Origin of the sequence: Sulfurimonas sp. HSL3-1 (assembly GCF_039645995.1) — a bacterium.
GTDB classification, from domain to species: domain Bacteria; phylum Campylobacterota; class Campylobacteria; order Campylobacterales; family Sulfurimonadaceae; genus Thiomicrolovo; species Thiomicrolovo diazotrophicus.
This window is the reverse complement of sequence record NZ_CP147920.1, coordinates 598116-614036: the sequence shown is the minus strand read 5'-3', so window position 1 is coordinate 614036 and position 15921 is coordinate 598116. Positions and strand designations below refer to the sequence as shown.

General features: G+C 56.5%; 19 protein-coding genes. 4 read left to right on the top strand and 15 right to left on the bottom strand.

The genetic code is table 11. The features are described from left to right. Positions 1-30 precede the first annotated feature (30 nt). On the top strand, positions 31-927 hold the full coding sequence (locus WCY31_RS03190) for a methylenetetrahydrofolate reductase (RefSeq protein WP_345970809.1): 897 nt from the start codon (positions 31-33) through the stop codon (positions 925-927). 192 nt (positions 928-1119) lie between these two features. Here the strand turns inward: WCY31_RS03190 and ovoA are convergent, their stop codons facing one another. The 10 genes from ovoA to metK all read right to left on the bottom strand — a co-directional run bounded on the left by ovoA (position 1120) and on the right by metK (position 8661). Then, positions 1120-3231 (bottom strand): 5-histidylcysteine sulfoxide synthase, encoded by a 2112-nt coding sequence (gene ovoA, locus WCY31_RS03185; protein WP_345973085.1) that lies wholly within the window; start codon positions 3229-3231, stop codon positions 1120-1122. 50 nt (positions 3232-3281) lie between these two features. Next, positions 3282-3653, bottom strand: coding sequence for an HIT family protein (locus WCY31_RS03180; protein ID WP_345973084.1), 372 nt, complete (start codon positions 3651-3653; stop codon positions 3282-3284). Further along, positions 3640-3906, bottom strand: coding sequence for a hypothetical protein (locus tag WCY31_RS03175; RefSeq protein ID WP_345970805.1), 267 nt, complete (start codon positions 3904-3906; stop codon positions 3640-3642). The genes WCY31_RS03180 and WCY31_RS03175 overlap by 14 nt, the downstream gene beginning before the upstream one ends. 35 nt (positions 3907-3941) lie before the next feature. Next, positions 3942-4946, bottom strand: coding sequence for a beta-ketoacyl-ACP synthase III (locus WCY31_RS03170; protein WP_345970804.1), 1005 nt, complete (start codon positions 4944-4946; stop codon positions 3942-3944). An 11-nt stretch (positions 4947-4957) separates the two neighbouring features. Next, a complete protein-coding gene (gene plsX / locus WCY31_RS03165) occupies positions 4958-5950 on the bottom strand; it encodes a phosphate acyltransferase PlsX (protein WP_345970803.1) in 993 nt (330 codons plus the stop codon). Continuing rightward, entirely contained in the window at positions 5951-6100 is a 150-nt protein-coding gene (gene rpmF / locus WCY31_RS03160; protein ID WP_231020375.1) for a 50S ribosomal protein L32, read from the bottom strand. A gap of 21 nt (positions 6101-6121) precedes the next feature. Further along, entirely contained in the window at positions 6122-6469 is a 348-nt protein-coding gene (locus WCY31_RS03155; RefSeq protein WP_345970801.1) for a hypothetical protein, read from the bottom strand. Between the two features lie 5 nt (positions 6470-6474). Then, complete coding sequence (gene ndk, locus WCY31_RS03150; RefSeq protein WP_231020373.1) at positions 6475-6888, bottom strand: nucleoside-diphosphate kinase; 414 nt, start codon at positions 6886-6888, stop codon at positions 6475-6477. 140 nt (positions 6889-7028) lie between these two features. Further along, positions 7029-7313, bottom strand: a complete 285-nt coding sequence (locus WCY31_RS03145) for a 4Fe-4S dicluster domain-containing protein (RefSeq protein ID WP_345970800.1) — start codon at positions 7311-7313, stop codon at positions 7029-7031. A 190-nt stretch (positions 7314-7503) separates the two neighbouring features. Further along, on the bottom strand, positions 7504-8661 hold the full coding sequence (metK, locus tag WCY31_RS03140; protein WP_345973083.1) for a methionine adenosyltransferase: 1158 nt from the start codon (positions 8659-8661) through the stop codon (positions 7504-7506). Positions 8662-9070: 409 nt separating this feature from the next. Here metK and WCY31_RS03135 point away from each other — a divergent pair, with 409 nt between their 5' ends. Beyond that, positions 9071-9667, top strand: coding sequence for a peroxiredoxin (locus WCY31_RS03135; RefSeq protein WP_345970798.1), 597 nt, complete (start codon positions 9071-9073; stop codon positions 9665-9667). Between the two features lie 204 nt (positions 9668-9871). On the opposite strand, the gene WCY31_RS03130 is transcribed toward WCY31_RS03135, so the two are convergent. Continuing rightward, a complete protein-coding gene (locus tag WCY31_RS03130; protein ID WP_345973082.1) occupies positions 9872-11023 on the bottom strand; it encodes a glycosyltransferase family 1 protein in 1152 nt (383 codons plus the stop codon). Positions 11024-11074: 51 nt separating this feature from the next. Between WCY31_RS03130 and WCY31_RS03125 the strand changes: the two genes are divergently transcribed. Next, complete coding sequence (locus WCY31_RS03125) at positions 11075-11863, top strand: UDP-2,3-diacylglucosamine diphosphatase (RefSeq protein WP_231020368.1); 789 nt, start codon at positions 11075-11077, stop codon at positions 11861-11863. Positions 11864-11866: 3 nt separating this feature from the next. Here WCY31_RS03125 and der read toward each other — a convergent pair whose 3' ends face one another. Continuing rightward, positions 11867-13288, bottom strand: a complete 1422-nt coding sequence (gene der / locus WCY31_RS03120) for a ribosome biogenesis GTPase Der (RefSeq protein WP_345970796.1) — start codon at positions 13286-13288, stop codon at positions 11867-11869. A gap of 168 nt (positions 13289-13456) precedes the next feature. On the opposite strand from der, the gene WCY31_RS03115 reads away from it, so the two are divergent. Further along, a complete protein-coding gene (locus tag WCY31_RS03115; RefSeq protein ID WP_345973081.1) occupies positions 13457-14392 on the top strand; it encodes a hypothetical protein in 936 nt (311 codons plus the stop codon). On the opposite strand, the gene hemJ is transcribed toward WCY31_RS03115, so the two are convergent. Genes hemJ through trxC form a run of 3 tightly spaced genes read right to left on the bottom strand, consistent with a single transcriptional unit; the run spans position 14389 to position 15920 of the window. After that, complete coding sequence (hemJ, locus tag WCY31_RS03110) at positions 14389-14823, bottom strand: protoporphyrinogen oxidase HemJ (RefSeq protein WP_345973080.1); 435 nt, start codon at positions 14821-14823, stop codon at positions 14389-14391. The two genes, WCY31_RS03115 and hemJ, sit on opposite strands and share 4 nt — an antisense overlap. A 9-nt stretch (positions 14824-14832) precedes the next feature. After that, positions 14833-15474 (bottom strand): hypothetical protein, encoded by a 642-nt coding sequence (locus WCY31_RS03105; RefSeq protein ID WP_345973079.1) that lies wholly within the window; start codon positions 15472-15474, stop codon positions 14833-14835. Positions 15475-15488: 14 nt separating this feature from the next. Beyond that, entirely contained in the window at positions 15489-15920 is a 432-nt protein-coding gene (gene trxC / locus WCY31_RS03100; RefSeq protein WP_345973078.1) for a thioredoxin TrxC, read from the bottom strand. Between the last annotated feature and the right edge of the window lies 1 nt (position 15921).

The following is a 15921-nucleotide window of genomic DNA, read 5'->3' as shown; positions in this document are numbered from 1 at the left end:
CGCCATTATATCGCACCGCAGGGGTAAATCGTGTTTGACGCACTGGAAGCAAAGCTAAAAAACGGACGTTATGTCAGTCTCGAGACAACACCGTCACACTCCGCCTCCTTCGCCCCCGTCATCGACACGATCGAATCCCTCGGCCTGCATGAGCGCGTCGACGCGTTCAGTACCACCGACAACCCCCTTGCCAAGCTGAAATACAACGCCCTTTTCGCCGCCGTGGCGATGCAACAGCGTTTCGGCAAACCGGTCCTGGCGACCATGAGCATGCGCGACCGCAATCGCATCGCCCTGCAAAGCGACTTGCTCGGGGCCAATGAAGCCGGCGTCCGTGCCATCCTGGCCCTGACCGGCGACCCGGCCAAAAACTCCGACCAGAAAGACGCCAAGGGGGTCTTTGAAAGCGACAGTACCCTGCTGCTGGACATCATCGCCGCCTTTAACGCCGGCACCGACCTGGAGGGCAAAGCCTTCTCCGTCGCACCGCAGCCGATTCTCCCCTTTGCCGTCGTCAACTCCTTTGCCCGCAATCCAAAAAGCCTCTACAAGAAGATGGCCAAAAAAGTCGAACATGGCGCGCAGGGGATCATCACCCAGCCGGTCTTCGACCTCGACAACGCCAAGGTACTGCTGGAGCTGATGGACGAAGCCAATGCAAAGCACGGCACAAGCGCCCAGCTTATCCTCGGCCTCTTCCCCATTACGAAACTGCGCACGGCCCAGTTCCTCGATGCCCACGTTCCGGGCATTCACGTTCCGCCCTCCTGGCTCGAAGCCCTCGGCAGCGCCAAAGAGACGGACGATGCCTACAAGATCGGCTTCGATCTGAGCAAAAAGCTCTTCGACGACATCATGGCCCTGCACCCGAAAGTGCACCTGATGATGGCCAACCAGTTCAGCGTCGCGGCGGAACTACTGGCTTAAACGGAATCCGAGCAAAACAAGGGGACTGCTCGCGAAGCGATGTTTCCTGAAAGCCCGGATTCCTACGCTAGCGCTGTGCTTTCTCCTCACTGCGTTGTGGAATTCCGCAAGCTTCATCCTCAGCGGAGTGCCCACACTCCAAGAGCACTTCCTCCGGTGCGCGCACAGTAAAACTGTGCTTCAGTGATTCTTTTATCGTTTTTTCCAGACGCTCATCTGTGAGAGCGTATGCTGATATTTTCGTGCCGTTTCGCGGATCACGAAAGGCACGTCGAAGGTCTCGAGCAGCTCGAAATGCGGCGAGAGGATTGCCTTGAGCCCGCTCAAACTCTCGACAGCTTCCCCGTTTTCGTCATAATAGCCGCCGAGCCAGTGTGCTTTTTGCGTGTACTCCTCCAGCCAGGTATAGGGCGATGTCAGCAGCAGTATCCCACCGTCGTTCAACCGTTCATGCACCTGCGCCAAAAAGCGCTCCGGTTCGTAGAGGCGGTCGATCAGGTTGGTGGCCATGATCAGGTCATACCCACTGAAATGCGCCTTGAGGTTGCAGGCGTCCCCCTGCCAGAACTGTACATTCCCGGCCGTCTCTTTCAATCCGAACTCCTCGAGCGAGTGGATCTGGCGGGTCGTGACGTCCCCCTCCTCTACCCGTTCATAGGCAATCTGTCCCTGCGCTTTCAGGGCTGTACCGACCTGGATGAAACGGGCGGAGAAGTCGATCCCGGTGACGTCGTCGAACACCCTGGCCAATTCGAAGGAGGCTCGTCCCGTCGCGCAGCCGAGATCCAGCGCCCGCTTCTGAGGCGTGGAAGCCGTGAAAGCGACGGCATGCTCCGCGCAGTTGCGCGCAAAGTTTTTCACGCCGAAACAGTCCGGCCCGTACTGGAATTCACAGTACTGCGCCACCAGGCTGTCCGTTTCGTAAATATTCTCCGGCATGCTCTCAGCGGGGGCATCGGCTTCCACGTAACGGAACCCCGCATGCTGATAGAAGTGGCGGCGGAAAGCGTAGCGCGAATGGCGCAGGGTCTCGTTCCCCGTCGAGGCCCACGAGCCGCCTTTAATCAGATTATGTTTGCCGTCGAAGGTGGGCAGGGAAAAGTCGTCATAGACCGGATGCGGTTCGAACCCCGTATAGCCGTCAATCGTCGATGACGTCCACTGCCAGACGTTTCCGACGACATCGTACAGCCCGCCCTGCAAGAAGGTGTTGACGGGGACGGAGGAGGCAAAGTGGTTCCAATTGATATTTGCGTTGGTATCGTCGAACCGTTCGCCCGCAAGCGCCGTGGAGCTCTCGAGCATCCTTACCCACTCCGCTTCCGTCGGCAGGCGGTACGCACGCCCCTCCTGCACGCTTTTAAAGCGGCAGAACGCCTGTGCCTCGAGGCAGTTGACCTCCACCGGCCAGTCCATCGGCAGGTCGATCTCCCGGTCCAGCAGGCGCAGCCGGTAGCCCCCCGCTGCTTTCGCTACCCAGAAGGGCGGATGTTTCGCGCCGCTCCGCTCCAGGAAACGCATCCCCTCCTCGTCCCAGTAAACGGGATCTTCATAGCCGCCCGCTTCGACGAAGGGGAGGAACTCCCCATGGCTGACCAGCATCGTCGCCGTCCGGAACTCCGGAACCTCCATGCGCGCGCTGCCGTATTCATTATCCCAGCCGTAATAGGGATCCCCTCTTTCTTTTCCTAGCTGGACGGCCGCGCCGCTGATCACTGTCAAGCTATTCTCCGGCGGCAAGCCGGCGTCGTTGCAGTATTGGAACGCTTCAGAGGGGCGGATCTCCTCCAGGGGCATCTGGCGGTGCAGCACGCTCGACGTCTCGATGTGAATCCGTTCATGTTCGATCCCCATCAGGATGACCCACCAGGGGCTCTCCTGGGTGATCGGCAGCTGCAGCGGAAGGGTATCGATCAGCTCCAGGACCTGTGTCTTTACCAGGGTACGGTACTCCCGTACGGCATCGACTCCGGGCCACTCATAGCGTGAACTGTCCATGTCATCCCAGGCCATCTCGTCGACACCGATCGCGAAGAGGGATTCGAAATCCGGATTGATCCGCTTGTCGATCACCTTCGCAAGTACAAGTTTATTGATAAAGAACGTTGCCGTATGGCCGAAATAGAAGATCATCGGATGGCGGGTCCGTTCCGAACGGCGATAGAAAACGTTATCGTCCTTCAACAGCCCGAAGAGGGCTTCAAAAAGCGAATAAGCACTGAGGAAATCGTTTCGGATCGCGTCGCGTGTCGCCTGCGGATCCGTTCCGTCAAGTCTGACCGGATAGGAGTGAAAACGTTGCAAGGTTTTCCCTTTCTTCGTTTTCGACCAATTCTAACCAAAAAGAGATGAAGTCAGGATTCGGCGGAAAACTTTTTCGCCAGACGTTCAAGAAACGTTCCTAGCGGCGGCAGCTCAAGTGCACCTTCGCGCTGTTTCGGGCCCCACATGGGTTCGGGAAAGTAGCTGTCCTCTTTGAAACGGGCCATGATGTGCCAGTGGACCTGCGGCAGCATATTGCCAAAAGAGGCGATGTTGATCTTTTCGGGACGGTAGTACTCGAGCATCTCCCGCTCGATCACGTCAAGGGCGTCCCAGACCGCCGCTTTCTCTTCGGCGTTGCACTCGCTGAATTCACGTACGGTGCGGCGGACAAAAATTTTCAGCCACGGCACTTCGCTGTCGTGGACTTCTATAAAAAGAAGGGGGAGGTCAATTGTGGCCAAAGCGGTCTTCCGCCCGGCGCTTTTTGTGGCGGCGCGTCTCCGGACCGACGCGGCGGTCACCGCCGTAACGGCGGTCGGGGAGACTGCTTTCATGGTCAAGGTTGTTACGCTTGCGGCGCCCTTTGTTCACACGGCGGTCGGCGACTTCACGGCGCTTTTTCTCGCGACGGTTGCGCCAGTGGTTCGAACGAACGTTAAAAGCAATCAGCAGTATGACGAATAACAGTGAAATCCCGATTGCCGCGTAAACCATGTGCCTCTTTCCTACCCGATGTCCCGGGGATTATATCATACCGAAGCCGGTCCTGCAAACGGCACCAGCGCGCTTCCCCAGGTCAGACCGCCGCCGAAGGCATCGAGCAGCATCATATCGCCCTTTTGCAGCTTGCCGCTTTCATAAAGGTCGTTGATCGCGATGGGGATAGATGACCCGGAGGTGTTCCCGTACTTGTGCACGGTCAGCACCACCTGCTCTTCGCGCAGGTTCAGGGCGTCACCGACCGCTTTGATGATACGGTAGTTCGCCTGGTGCGGCACGAAATGCTTGATGTCATCGGCGCTCATGCCGTTTTCGGCAAGGATCTCCTTGACGTCGCTGGTCAGGGTTCGCACGGCGACCTTGAAGGTTTCGTTCCCCTTCATCTGCATAAAACAGCCGGTCTTCGCTTCCGCGTCCAGTGCGTCATGGGCCGAACCCGTGCCGCCGTTCGGCGTCATCAGCAGATCGGCGTAGGTGCCGTCGGCACCCGTATGCACGTCGAGGATCGCTTCGTCCTTGTTCTCCGTCGCACTGATCACCGCCGCCCCGGCGCCGTCACCGAAGAGGATGCAAGTCGTACGGTCCGTGTAATCGGTAATGGCGCTGAGTTTCTCCGCCCCGATGACGAGGACGTTCTTTTTCATCCCCGACTCGATAAAGGCCTTCGCCATGCTGACGACGTAAACAAATCCCGTACATGCAGCGGAGATATCGAAGGCCATCACCTGGGGCAGGCCCAGTTTGGAAGAGATGATAGTCGCGGTTGAGGGCATATTGAAGTAGTCCGGAGAGATCGTCGCACAGATCACGAGATCGATCTCCTCTTTGGCGATGCCGGCACGCTCGATCGCCAGTGCAGCCGCCTTGGCCCCCATGTCGCTGGTAAACTCGTCGTCGGCGGCAATATGGCGCTCTTTGATACCGGTGCGTTTCGTGATCCACTCGTCAGAGGTATCGACCATCTTCTCCAGGTCGGCGTTGGTCAGAATACGCTCGGGGACGTATGCCCCGATGGAACGAAAAGCTGCATACATGGCTTGTCCTTTTACTTGGCAGTGGCATCCAGGGCGCGTTCAATGTGAACGTTGACCCCGGTATCGACAAAGTCGATCGCCTGTTTGATCGCGTTTTTAATCGCTTTGGAGTTGCTTTTGCCGTGGCTGACGATGGTGCACCCCTTGACCCCGATCAGCGGAGCCCCGCCGACTTCGGCATAATCAAGCTCTTTTTTCAGAAGCTTAAAGACCTTCCGCATCAGGAGCGCGCCCGTGATCGCGATAGGCGATTTGCGGATATAGTCCTTGATCAGGTGTGTGATCGTACTCGCAACCCCTTCGGAAGACTTGAGGACAAGGTTCCCGATGAAACCGTCGCAGACAACGACGTCGACGGAACCATTGAAGATATCCCGTCCTTCGACATTGCCGACGAACCCCTCCATGCCGCGAAGCTTCTGGAAGGCCCCCTTCGTCACGTCGTTGCCCTTGGTCTCCTCTTCGCCGTTGGCCAGGAGGCCGACGGTCGGGAGGGTAATCGCCCACATGTCATGCGCGTAACAGCTCCCCATCACAGCAAATTGAGCCAAATGCTCCGGTTTGCAGTCGACGTTGGCGCCGACGTCAAGCAGCACGGTACGCTTCTTGTTCTTGTTCGGCATCAGCGTCACCAGCGCCGGACGCAGGACGTGCTTGAGACGTCCAAGGCGCAGGGTCGCTACCGACATGGTCGCGCCGCTGTGCCCTGCGGAGACGACGCCGTCGGCTTCACCGTTACGGACCAGATCAACCGCTTTGTAGATGGAGCTCTCTTTGCGCTTGAGCGCATCGGTCGCTGCATCGGACATCGCAATGACATCCTCCGCTTCGACAATCGAAATCTTGTCTTTGAACCCGCCCGGAATCAAAGGCAAAATCTCCTCTTTCTTTCCAACAAGGATCGGCTCAAAACGGTAATGCTTCAGTGCCGCAATCGTTCCTTTGACAATAGGCTCGGGACCGAAGTCCCCACCCATCGCGTCAATCGCGATTTTGACCTTCAATTATTTATACTCGCCGGTTGTCGGATTGACATGGTGCGGCATTTTGTAAGTGCCGTCACTGTCTTTGACCGGACGTGCCAGTTTGATTTTGTAGTGGGTGCGGCGTTTTGCTGCACGCGTGTGGGATACGCGTCTCTTAGGTACTGCCATGTTATTTCCTTTCTTTGTAGATTACCTGCACTTGGGACAGGCGTGATAATCGCTTTCGATCAAAGCGATTTCCGAATCGAACACTTCGTCGAGGTCGATGGTGCCATCATGCATCTCGACCACATCATAGGTTTCATCCTGACCATGAAAAACACCGTCAGAAATCAGAAATTCGACTTTTTCATCCGGCATTATAGCAAAGGAATCGCCGCAGAGATAGCAATCTACGCCAAGACTCCCCTGCATCGTCGCTTCGAGCAGTACCAGACCGCTGCGGTACTTGCGTAGCGTCCCCTCTAACCGTGCACCGTTCTTCTCGAGAACGAAGGGCTGGGGGTCGGCTGTGACGCGACGAAACGGGATGTTCATCTGCGTTAGGAGATCTCTCTCTGTGCGAAGAAGAAGCGAATTTCGATCTCAGCGTTCTCAAGAGAGTCGCTGCCGTGAACCGCGTTGGCATCGATGTTTTCCGCGAAATCGGCGCGGATCGTGCCCGCCGCCGCTTCCTGCGGGTTTGTCGCGCCCATCAGGTCACGATTTTTGGCTACGGCGTTTTCACCTTCAAGAACGCTGACCACCACCGGGCCGCTGACCATGAATTCGACCAGGTCAGTGAAGAAAGGGCGCTCTTTGTGAACGGCATAGAAATCCTGAGCGTCTTTGCGGGAAAGCTGCAGCATTTTCGTTGCAGCGACGCGCAGACCATTGCTTTCAAAACGATCAAGAATCTTGCCGACGACACCCTTCGCTACGGCATCCGGCTTAATGATGGACAGTGTTTGTTCCATTCGGTATCTCCTATAGTAGTCAAAAATAGGGTGGAATTATAGCAAAAAAAAGATCTGATTCTGATGAAATGGGAATTTTTTTGAAGAATTGTGAAAAAAGGGTTGCGCCCGAAGGCGCAAGGGTACATTATTTGATTCGATTACTCAACAACCGGTGTGTGGTCGCTGCGCATGTCGTCTGAGATGTCATCGCGGTGAGACGGGCTTTCGCCGACTGCGTCCCATGTGATACATCCTTCTGTCGGACAAGCAGTTGCACATGCCGGCTCATCGTGGTGGCCAACACATTCAACACATTTGTCGCCGTAAACGTAGTAGATCTCTTCACCCGTCGGGTTATCGTCCTCGTCTACGATCGCCTCAACCGGGCATTCGTCAATACAGGCACCACAGTTGATACATGTGTCGTTAATCAATACTGCCATATTTTCTCCTTCAATTATGGTAGATGTGAAAAAAGTTTAGCGAAAGAACTTTAATGATTCCTAAAAAATGGGGCTGAAACGAGCATGCAAAAATAGGACTGAAGATTGGTAACAGGAAAAATCGCCGAAACGGCGTGCATGGCGGGAAAAACGGCCGTTTTGGCACCGCCGTTTCCCCTCACGACGCCGGTTAGAATCCGAGATAGGCGCGGATCGCTTCGGCTTTGTCGATCTTCTCCCAGGTAAACTCCGGAAGTTCCCGACCGAAGTGGCCGTAAGCGGCCGTTTTGCGGTAGATCGGGCGCAGCAGATCGAGGCTCTCGATGATCCCTTTCGGTGTCAGGTCGAAAAGTTCGCGGACGCACGCCTCGATCTTCTCTTCGTCCACGACGGACGTGCCGTGGGTATCGACCATGACCGAGATCGGCTCGACGACGCCGATGGCATAGGCGACCTGGATCGTTGCGCGGTCGCAGGCACCGGAAGCGACAAGGTTCTTCGCGACGTAGCGCGCCGCGTACGCTGCGGAACGGTCGACCTTGGTCGGGTCCTTCCCGCTGAACGCTCCCCCGCCGTGCGGGCAGGAGCCGCCGTAGGTATCAACGATGATCTTGCGACCGGTCAGACCGGCATCGCCCTGCGGTCCCCCGACGACGAAGGAGCCGGTCGGGTTGATATGGTAGACAATGTTCTCGCTCAGGAGTTCGGCGGGAATAACATGCTTGATCACCGTTTCGATCACATCGTTGTGAATCTGCTCCTGCGGGATGTTCTCATGGTGCTGGGTCGAGACGACAACCGTCTCGACACTGACGGGCTCACCGTCAATGTAGCGGACGCTGACCTGGGCCTTGCCGTCGGGACGCAGGTAGGGGATGATCCCCTCCTTGCGCGCTTCGGCAAGCCGTTCGGTAATGCGGTGCGCCAGGTAGATCGGCAGCGGCATCAGCACGTCGGTTTCCCGGCAGGCGTACCCGAACATCAGTCCCTGGTCGCCGGCACCGATCTCGCCGCCTTCGCGGGAAACGCCCTGGTCGATCTCCGGGGACTGCTCGCCGATGGCATTGAGCACCGCGGCGGAGCGGTGGTCGAACCCGTAGGTGGAGTCCGTGTATCCGATCTCTTTGACAACGTTGCGCACGATATCCTGCATCGGGGTATACGCATGGGTTTTCAATTCGCCGGCAATAACGCAGAATCCATTGGAAACGAGGGTTTCACAGGCAACGTGGGAACTGGGGTCTTTTGAAATAATATCGTCTAAGATCGCATCGCTGATCTGGTCGGCCATCTTGTCCGGATGTCCTTCAGTGACGGATTCGGAAGTAAAAATATACTCTTTAGACACATCTTTCCTTTATCGTAAAATCGGCACCTCAAAAACCCCCGTCATCTCGAGGAGCTTATGAGGTGCCCAGTTGATGAAAGATAGCAAAAAGCTAAAAATCATCGAAGTATAGCCAAAGGGCACTTCCAAAACCCTATACATGGATGTACACGGGTTTGCCTGTGCTGTTTTTAAGTTTTTCGTAACACGTTCCGTATCGGAACGGTGTGTGTCGTACCCGATCTGCCCCAATGCATATGCGGAACCAGCAACGCTGTGCTGAAGCATTTTTAAAGCGAATGCACCTCGTCTAAACGATAATTTTTTTTAAAAGAGTATTTGAATAGAATGTGCACTGTCAACCGCACGGCTGAAACGTTCCACTGGTTTCAGCCGTGTGTTTACACCCATAAAAACAGGAGTTTCAACCATGCTCGTTACACAAAAAGCACCGGACTTTACCGCGACTACCGTTCTCGGCGACAACCAGATCGTCGACAATTTCAACCTCTACGAAAACTTCGGCGAAAAAGGGACTGTCCTCTTCTTCTACCCGCTGGACTTCACGTTTGTCTGCCCGTCAGAGATCATCGCGTTTGACCACCGCCTCCAGGAGTTCCAGGATCGCGGCATCAACGTTATCGGTGTCTCCATCGACTCTCAGTTCAGCCACTTCGCGTGGAAAAACACGCCGGTTGAAAACGGCGGTATCGGCCAGGTCCGCTACCCGCTCGTCGCTGACCTCACCAAAGAGATCTCCAAAGCTTATGACGTTCTGCTCGACGGCGGCGTCGCACTGCGCGGCTCTTTCCTGATCGACACAGACGGTACGGTCCGCCACGCTGTCATCAACGACCTCCCGCTCGGCCGTAACATCGACGAGATGCTGCGTATGGTCGACACAATGCTCTTCACGAACGAGCACGGTGAAGTCTGTCCTGCAGGCTGGAACAAGGGTGACGAAGGTATGAAAGCCGACACTGCCGGTGTTGCAGACTACCTCGCAAAACACTCCGAAGAGCTGTAATATACCAACAGTACGTCGAAGGAGCAAAAGCCCCTTCGACTGCGCTAATCCCCCGAAGGGGACTTCTTCGCTTCGCTCAGGGCGCACATATCGAGTTTTCCTCCTCAGCGGAAAGCTCTCGCGCCTTGCGCTCTCAGCGCTGCGCGCCTTAACTCTTAACTCTTAACTCTTAACTCTTAACTCTTAACTCTTAACTCTTAACGCTTAACTCTTGACAATTTCATCATGCGCCTGCATAAAACGCTCATAGGTCTGCGCAATGGAGCGCTCCTGCATCCGCTGCCAGCCGGCCATACCCATCTGTTGACGCAACACACTGTTCTCAATCATCGTTTTAGCTTTGCTTTGCCACTCGTCGTCCTCTTCGACACTGAGGCAGTAGCCCGTTTTGCCGTGTGCCACGGTGTCGGTGACGCCGCCCTGGTCGCTGACAATGCAAGGCAGCCCGGAGGCCTGCGCCTCCATCACGACCTGCCCCAGCGTTTCGGTGACGGAGGCGAACAGCATCAGGTCCGAGGAAGCATAGAGGGCTGAGAGGTCCGAACCGCCCTGAAGACCCAGCAAGTGGATGTGGCTGTTGCGCCGCCGGCTCACGCTCTCGGCCAGGCTCCCCTCGCCGACGACGATCAGGGAGAGCGGCACGTCGCAGGTGTGCTGCAGCGTCTCGAAGAGGTCGACGACAAATAGGAAGTTCTTCTCGACGCTGAGCCTGCCGACGTAGAGGATCTTCAGCGTGTCGACGGGAATGTCGAAACGGGGCCAGACCGCCGGGTCCCGGTGACGGGGGGAGAAGCGTTCCGTATTGCTCCCCGGCGGCAGGAAGCGCAGTTTCCGCTCTTCCATTTTCAGCTCCCGCTCCAGTACCTCCATATAGTGCTGCGAACGGGAGAACACCCGCTGCATCCGCTGAAAGAAGAAGCGCATGAAGCGCCGCGTCACCGCTTCGGCCATCTCCAGCTTGATCTGCTTACGGATGTAGGAGGGAAAATCCGTATGATAGGTCCCTGCCACGGGGATGCCGCACCGTTTGGCAATCAGCATCGCACAGATTCCCAGCGGTCCCGGCGTTGAGATGTGAATGACATCCGGCGAAGCCGCCTTGACGTAGCGGTACATCTGCATCCACGGCGGGACGATGGTGAGGAACTGCTCCCGGTAAAAGGGCATTCGGACATACCAGAAGGGCCGAAGGTTGACGATGTTGCTCTCAACCTCCTCCCCGCCAAGCGGCGAAGCGCTCAATACCGAGAAACGGCCGTCCCTCTGACGGGACTGTGCGGCCATATCCTGGATGAAACGCGACACCCCGTTGGCGTCGTAGACCGTGTCGCTGATCAGTAATACTGTTGTATCCATTTCGCAATTATGGTGGAGTATGGTTTCACAAACCAAACGAAAGTGACACAAATGGATAACAGCGTCAAGCAGTACCGTTCCGTTTTTCTCTCCGACATCCACCTGGGTTCCCGCCACGCCCAGGCCGATGCCCTGCTCGATTTCTTCCGCGAGTTCGAAAGCGAACAGCTCTTCCTTGTCGGCGATATTATCGACGGCTGGGCGCTTCGCCGCCGCTGGAGCTGGCCGCAGGAGCACTCCGACGTCATCCAGAAACTGCTGCGCCGCGCCCGCAAGGGGACCAAAATTGTTTATGTCCTCGGCAACCACGACGAATTTGTCCGCTCCTTTCTCCCCCTGACACTGGGGGACAACATCGAGGTCACCAACGAATTTCACTTTACCGCTACAGACGGCAAAGAGTACCTCGTCACCCACGGCGACTTCTTCGACAGCATCACGATGACAAAGAAGTGGCTGGCGAAGTTCGGCGACATCAGTTACGAAATGCTGCTCAAGCTCAACAAACCCATCAACCGCATCCGCAGCCTGATCGGCTACAAACGCTTCTGGTCCCTTTCAAACTTCGCCAAGCAGAGCGTCAAAAAAGCGGTGATGTTCATTGATGATTACGAGCAGGTTCTTGTGTCCGAAGCAAAACGGCGCGAATTCGACGGGGTCATCTGCGGCCACATCCATAAAGCGGAGAACCGCAACATCGAGGGAGTGCACTACCTCAACTGCGGCGACTGGGTGGAGTCGTGTACTGCTGTTGTGGAGACGATGGAGGGAGAGTGGAAACTGCTGCACTTCCATCGGCAGCAGGTCGAAGAGGAGCCGCTGTTTCTGGCGGCAGGCTGAGCCCTACTTCTCGCCCCGCTTCTTCGCTTTGAAGAGCAGCGGGGTCCCCTCGAAATTGAATGCCTCACGCAGCTGGTTGGCGAGGAAACGGCGGTAGGTGAAGTGCAGCCCCTTGGGCTTGTTCATGATGAGCGCGATCTGCGGCGGGCGCGTTGCGTACTGCGTCGCGTAGTACAGACGGATCACCTGCCCGTGCATCGACGGGATGGGGTGTTTGCGCATGGCAAACGCCAGCGCCTCGTTGAGCCGCGACGTCGTAATACGCTGTGAGTAGTTGTCGTTGATCTGGATGATCATGTCGTAAAGTTTATGGATGCGCTGCTTCGTCAATGCCGACACCGTGATGACCGGGGCGTAGTGCAGAAACTTGAAACGGTCGCGTACCTGCTGCACGATCTTGTCGTAATCGTCCCTGGGCGCCTTGTCCCATTTGTTGAGTACGATCATACAGGCGAGACGGTTCTCATCGATGAGGCCGGCGATCTTCTCGTCAAGGTCGCGGAACGGCTCGGAGGCATCGAGCACCAGCAGAGCGAGGTTTGCGCGCTCGAGCATCGTGCGGGTACGGTAGAGTGCATAGCGTTCAATCCCCTCGATCTTGCCGCGTTTGCGGATACCGGCCGTGTCGATGAAGGTGATCGTCTTGTCGTCGCGCTCAATCGTTTCGTCGATGGGGTCTATCGTCGTCCCGGCGACGTCGCTGACGACGGAGCGCTCCTCCCCCAGCAGGGCGTTAAGCAGGGAGCTTTTGCCTACGTTGACCCGGCCGATGATCGCGACGCTGATATGGTTCGGGTCCTCGTCGCTCTCTTTCATCTCGTCATTCTCGTCGTAGATGGAGCCCTCTTCCTCGTCCTCCTCCATATACGCGTCGAGGAGATCGTCGAATTCGTCCATCATGTCCGGTTCTGCCGCCTCCAGCTCCCCTGCCTGGGGGATGTAGGGCAGCTGTTTGGCGATCCACTCGAGCAGCGGGTTGATGGAACGGTTGTGGGAGACGGAGATACCGAAGATCGTCTGGGTACCGAACTCGTAATACTCCCACACCTTCTCTTTCATCTTGTCATTATCGATCTTGTTGACGACGAGGGCCATGCTCTTGCCCATCGCTTCGAGTTCGTGGAAGAGCTTCTTGTCCTCTTCGATCGGCAGGTTCTTGCCGTCGACCATGAACAGGATGATATCCGCCTGCTTGGCGGCCGCAATCGACTTCTCGCGTACCTTGTCAAAGAGTTCGCTTCCCTCGTCAAGGCCCCCGGTATCGAGCACTTCAACCTCCCGGTCGAGAACAGTGGCGACCCGTTTTTTGACGTCGCGCGTCGTCCCCGCCATCTCCGACGTAATGGCATCGCGCTCCTTGAGCAGACGGTTAAAAAAGGAGCTTTTGCCTACGTTCGGTCGCCCGATAATGGCCAGTTTTTTCATCAATATCCCAATTGAGGGCTTTCAGAGGTGCCCTTGATTTTTTGCAATTATAACGAAAAAGCGCCGATACCTCTCTGGCTTTGCGGCGCGAAAGTAGCCCTGAAACGCTCAAGTATGGCATAATGATTTTTGTTGAAATCAAGTACAATCTATTCAAAAGGAGCGCACGTGAAGAATCGGTCCAGTTTTCTGGCGGCCTTTACCGTCATCCTCTTGTTACTGCTGCCGCTGGCATACTTCACCGTCTCCTACCAGCTCGACAACCGGAACGATGACGAGGCCCTGCTCAAACGGCTCACCTTCATCGGCGGTTCCATTCAGCGCTATATCACGAATCCGGCGGAAAACGCCGGGATAGAGACGGAGATCGACGAAGCTTTCCGCTCCTCGGAGCTGGTGTATCCCGCCTTGTTGCACCCCGGCGAAGCCGAGAGAACGCTGGCCGGAAGCTACGGCGTGATGAAGGCGTGTTGGGAAACGATCAAAACGGCATCGGGCTTCGCGGACGAAACACTGAAAAAAGAGGGGGAGCTCTGCTGGCTGCACGGCAATCACACGCTTTTTGACCTGCACAACGTCATGAAAGAAAAAAGCAAACGGCTGCTCAATACGCTCTTTATGCTGGGACTTTTCGGCAGCCTGCTGATCTTCTACCTGCTCTACCTTATCTACCGGTACGTCCGTATCGACCTGGAAACCAATCAGCGCATCGACTTTCAGACCGGGCTGTACAATACCCAGGCTTTCCTGGATGAGTGTACGGGACATGCCCTGGCCGCCCGGCGCGAACATGCCTCTTTTTCCGTTATCCTGATGGTCTTTGACAAGGAAGCCATCCACCGGCGAAACCTCAAGCAGCTTGTCAAGGATCTGCACGACAGCTGCCGAAGGGAAGAGAAGCTCTTCCGCCTCTCACCTGCCGCCTTCGCACTCCTGACATCCCACGCCCATGCGGCGGACCTTGTCCCGCTGTCGGAGCGTCTGCAGCGCATGCTCAAAAACGATCACCTGCTTGCCATGCAGACGGAGGAGTACTCCCCCGAAACCGATGCGGAAACCTTCGGGCTGGCCTGCCTGGCCGAAGCCGAGGCACTGCAGAGTTAGAAGGGCTTGACGATCACCATGATGACGATAAAGATCATCAGCAGGGTCGGGATTTCATTGTAGGCACGGAAAAACTTGCCGCTCTTGGTGCACGTCCCCTCCGCCAGCTGCTTCTTGTAGCGCCCGAGGGTGAAATGATAGATGATCAGCAGCAGCGCCGCCGTCAGCTTCGCATGCAGCCAGCCGCCGCTCTGGAACAGCGAAGGATTCAGCGCGATCATCGCCCCGCCGCTCAGGATCGTCGCCCACATCGCCGGCACGCCGATATAGTGGTAGATCTTGTGTTCCTGGATCTTGACGACCTCAACAAAGCCTGCATTGGACGCATACTCGGTGTGGTAGACAAAGAGGCGCGGCAGGTAAAACAGCACGGCCATCCAGCTGATAAGGCTCATGACGTGAAAGGCGAGAATCCAGTTGTAGTATTGCATGTAGTACTCCTAAAAGTTGTGTTCGACATACCAGAGGTTATAGTTCGATCCGCCGCGGCGCACACCGTTGATCGCCCCGTAGATGCCCGAACGGTGCTTGAGGGCGTACCCGGCATAGGTATCGTATAGCGGCCGGTAGCCGACCATGCGCCCCAGGTCGAAATCGAAGGAGATGTCGAGGTAGTTGAGAAAGCGCGAGTTGTGATCGCCTTCGGCCTGGGCTTCGAGTTTCTCGACGTAGGGAATGCCCCAGGCATAAGAGGCGCCCTCCCCGAACCCGAGGCGGATCGTGCGCTCCCACGGCCGGAAGTTCCAATAGGCCTTGATATAAAGGGTCATCTCCATAAAGTCGTTCTGATACCCGTTTTCGAAGAAACGGTTCACGCCCCCTTTGAGGTAGAAGTCCAGGGGAAGCCCCCATGTATCACGGGAAAAACGGTATCCGAACTCGACACCGCCCGCCGACGTATCCGCCGGGTGCTGGTTGCCCATCAAGGAGATAATTTCACCGAGATCGCTTTCATCGGAGAAACCGTATCCGACCCGCACGGAATAGTCGTTATCCTCCGCTGTCACATTGTCGTCTGCCGTTGCCAGTGTTAAAGAGAGTAGAAGTAAAAGAAGTAGTTTCAATGTCGTGCCCCGTTTCATGGGGCAGCATTATATCAGAGAAAACGCCCGACCCACTGCCGGAGCTGCTCGGCGCTGAGGGCGCCGGAAACCCGGTCGACTTCCCGCCCCCCTTTGAAGGCGATCAGCGTCGGAATGGACTGGATATGAAAGCGCGATGCCAGCGCCTGCTGCTCTTCCGTATTGACCTTGGCGAACCTGGCTTTCAGCACAAAGGAAGTCGCGGCTTCCTCAAACGCCGGCGCCATCATGCGGCAGGGACCGCACCACGGGGCCCAGAAGTCGACGATGACCGGAATATCGCTGTTGGCGATCTGGTTGTCGAAGGCGCTCGCGTCAAGGGCAATGGGTTTCGTATCGAGGAGGGAGTGTCTGCAGTGGCCGCAGTTGGCCTTGGCGTAGGTCTCTTTGACCGGGACGGCATTGACCTGCCCGCAGTGGGGGCAGACCACTTTGCGCTTGTCCATG

Coding starts and splice junctions, on each gene's coding strand:
- WCY31_RS03175 (WP_345970805.1), bottom strand. CDS start 3,906: ATGGTTTACGCGGCAATCGGGATTTCACTGTTATTCGTCATACTGCTG.
- WCY31_RS03170 (WP_345970804.1), bottom strand. CDS start 4,946: ATGTATGCAGCTTTTCGTTCCATCGGGGCATACGTCCCCGAGCGTATT.
- rpmF (WP_231020375.1), bottom strand. CDS start 6,100: ATGGCAGTACCTAAGAGACGCGTATCCCACACGCGTGCAGCAAAACGC.
- WCY31_RS03155 (WP_345970801.1), bottom strand. CDS start 6,469: ATGAACATCCCGTTTCGTCGCGTCACAGCCGACCCCCAGCCCTTCGTT.
- ndk (WP_231020373.1), bottom strand. CDS start 6,888: ATGGAACAAACACTGTCCATCATTAAGCCGGATGCCGTAGCGAAGGGT.
- WCY31_RS03145 (WP_345970800.1), bottom strand. CDS start 7,313: ATGGCAGTATTGATTAACGACACATGTATCAACTGTGGTGCCTGTATT.
- WCY31_RS03135 (WP_345970798.1), top strand. CDS start 9,071: ATGCTCGTTACACAAAAAGCACCGGACTTTACCGCGACTACCGTTCTC.
- WCY31_RS03130 (WP_345973082.1), bottom strand. CDS start 11,023: ATGGATACAACAGTATTACTGATCAGCGACACGGTCTACGACGCCAAC.
- WCY31_RS03125 (WP_231020368.1), top strand. CDS start 11,075: ATGGATAACAGCGTCAAGCAGTACCGTTCCGTTTTTCTCTCCGACATC.
- der (WP_345970796.1), bottom strand. CDS start 13,288: ATGAAAAAACTGGCCATTATCGGGCGACCGAACGTAGGCAAAAGCTCC.
- hemJ (WP_345973080.1), bottom strand. CDS start 14,823: ATGCAATACTACAACTGGATTCTCGCCTTTCACGTCATGAGCCTTATC.
- WCY31_RS03105 (WP_345973079.1), bottom strand. CDS start 15,474: ATGAAACGGGGCACGACATTGAAACTACTTCTTTTACTTCTACTCTCT.
- trxC (WP_345973078.1), bottom strand. CDS start 15,920: ATGGACAAGCGCAAAGTGGTCTGCCCCCACTGCGGGCAGGTCAATGCC.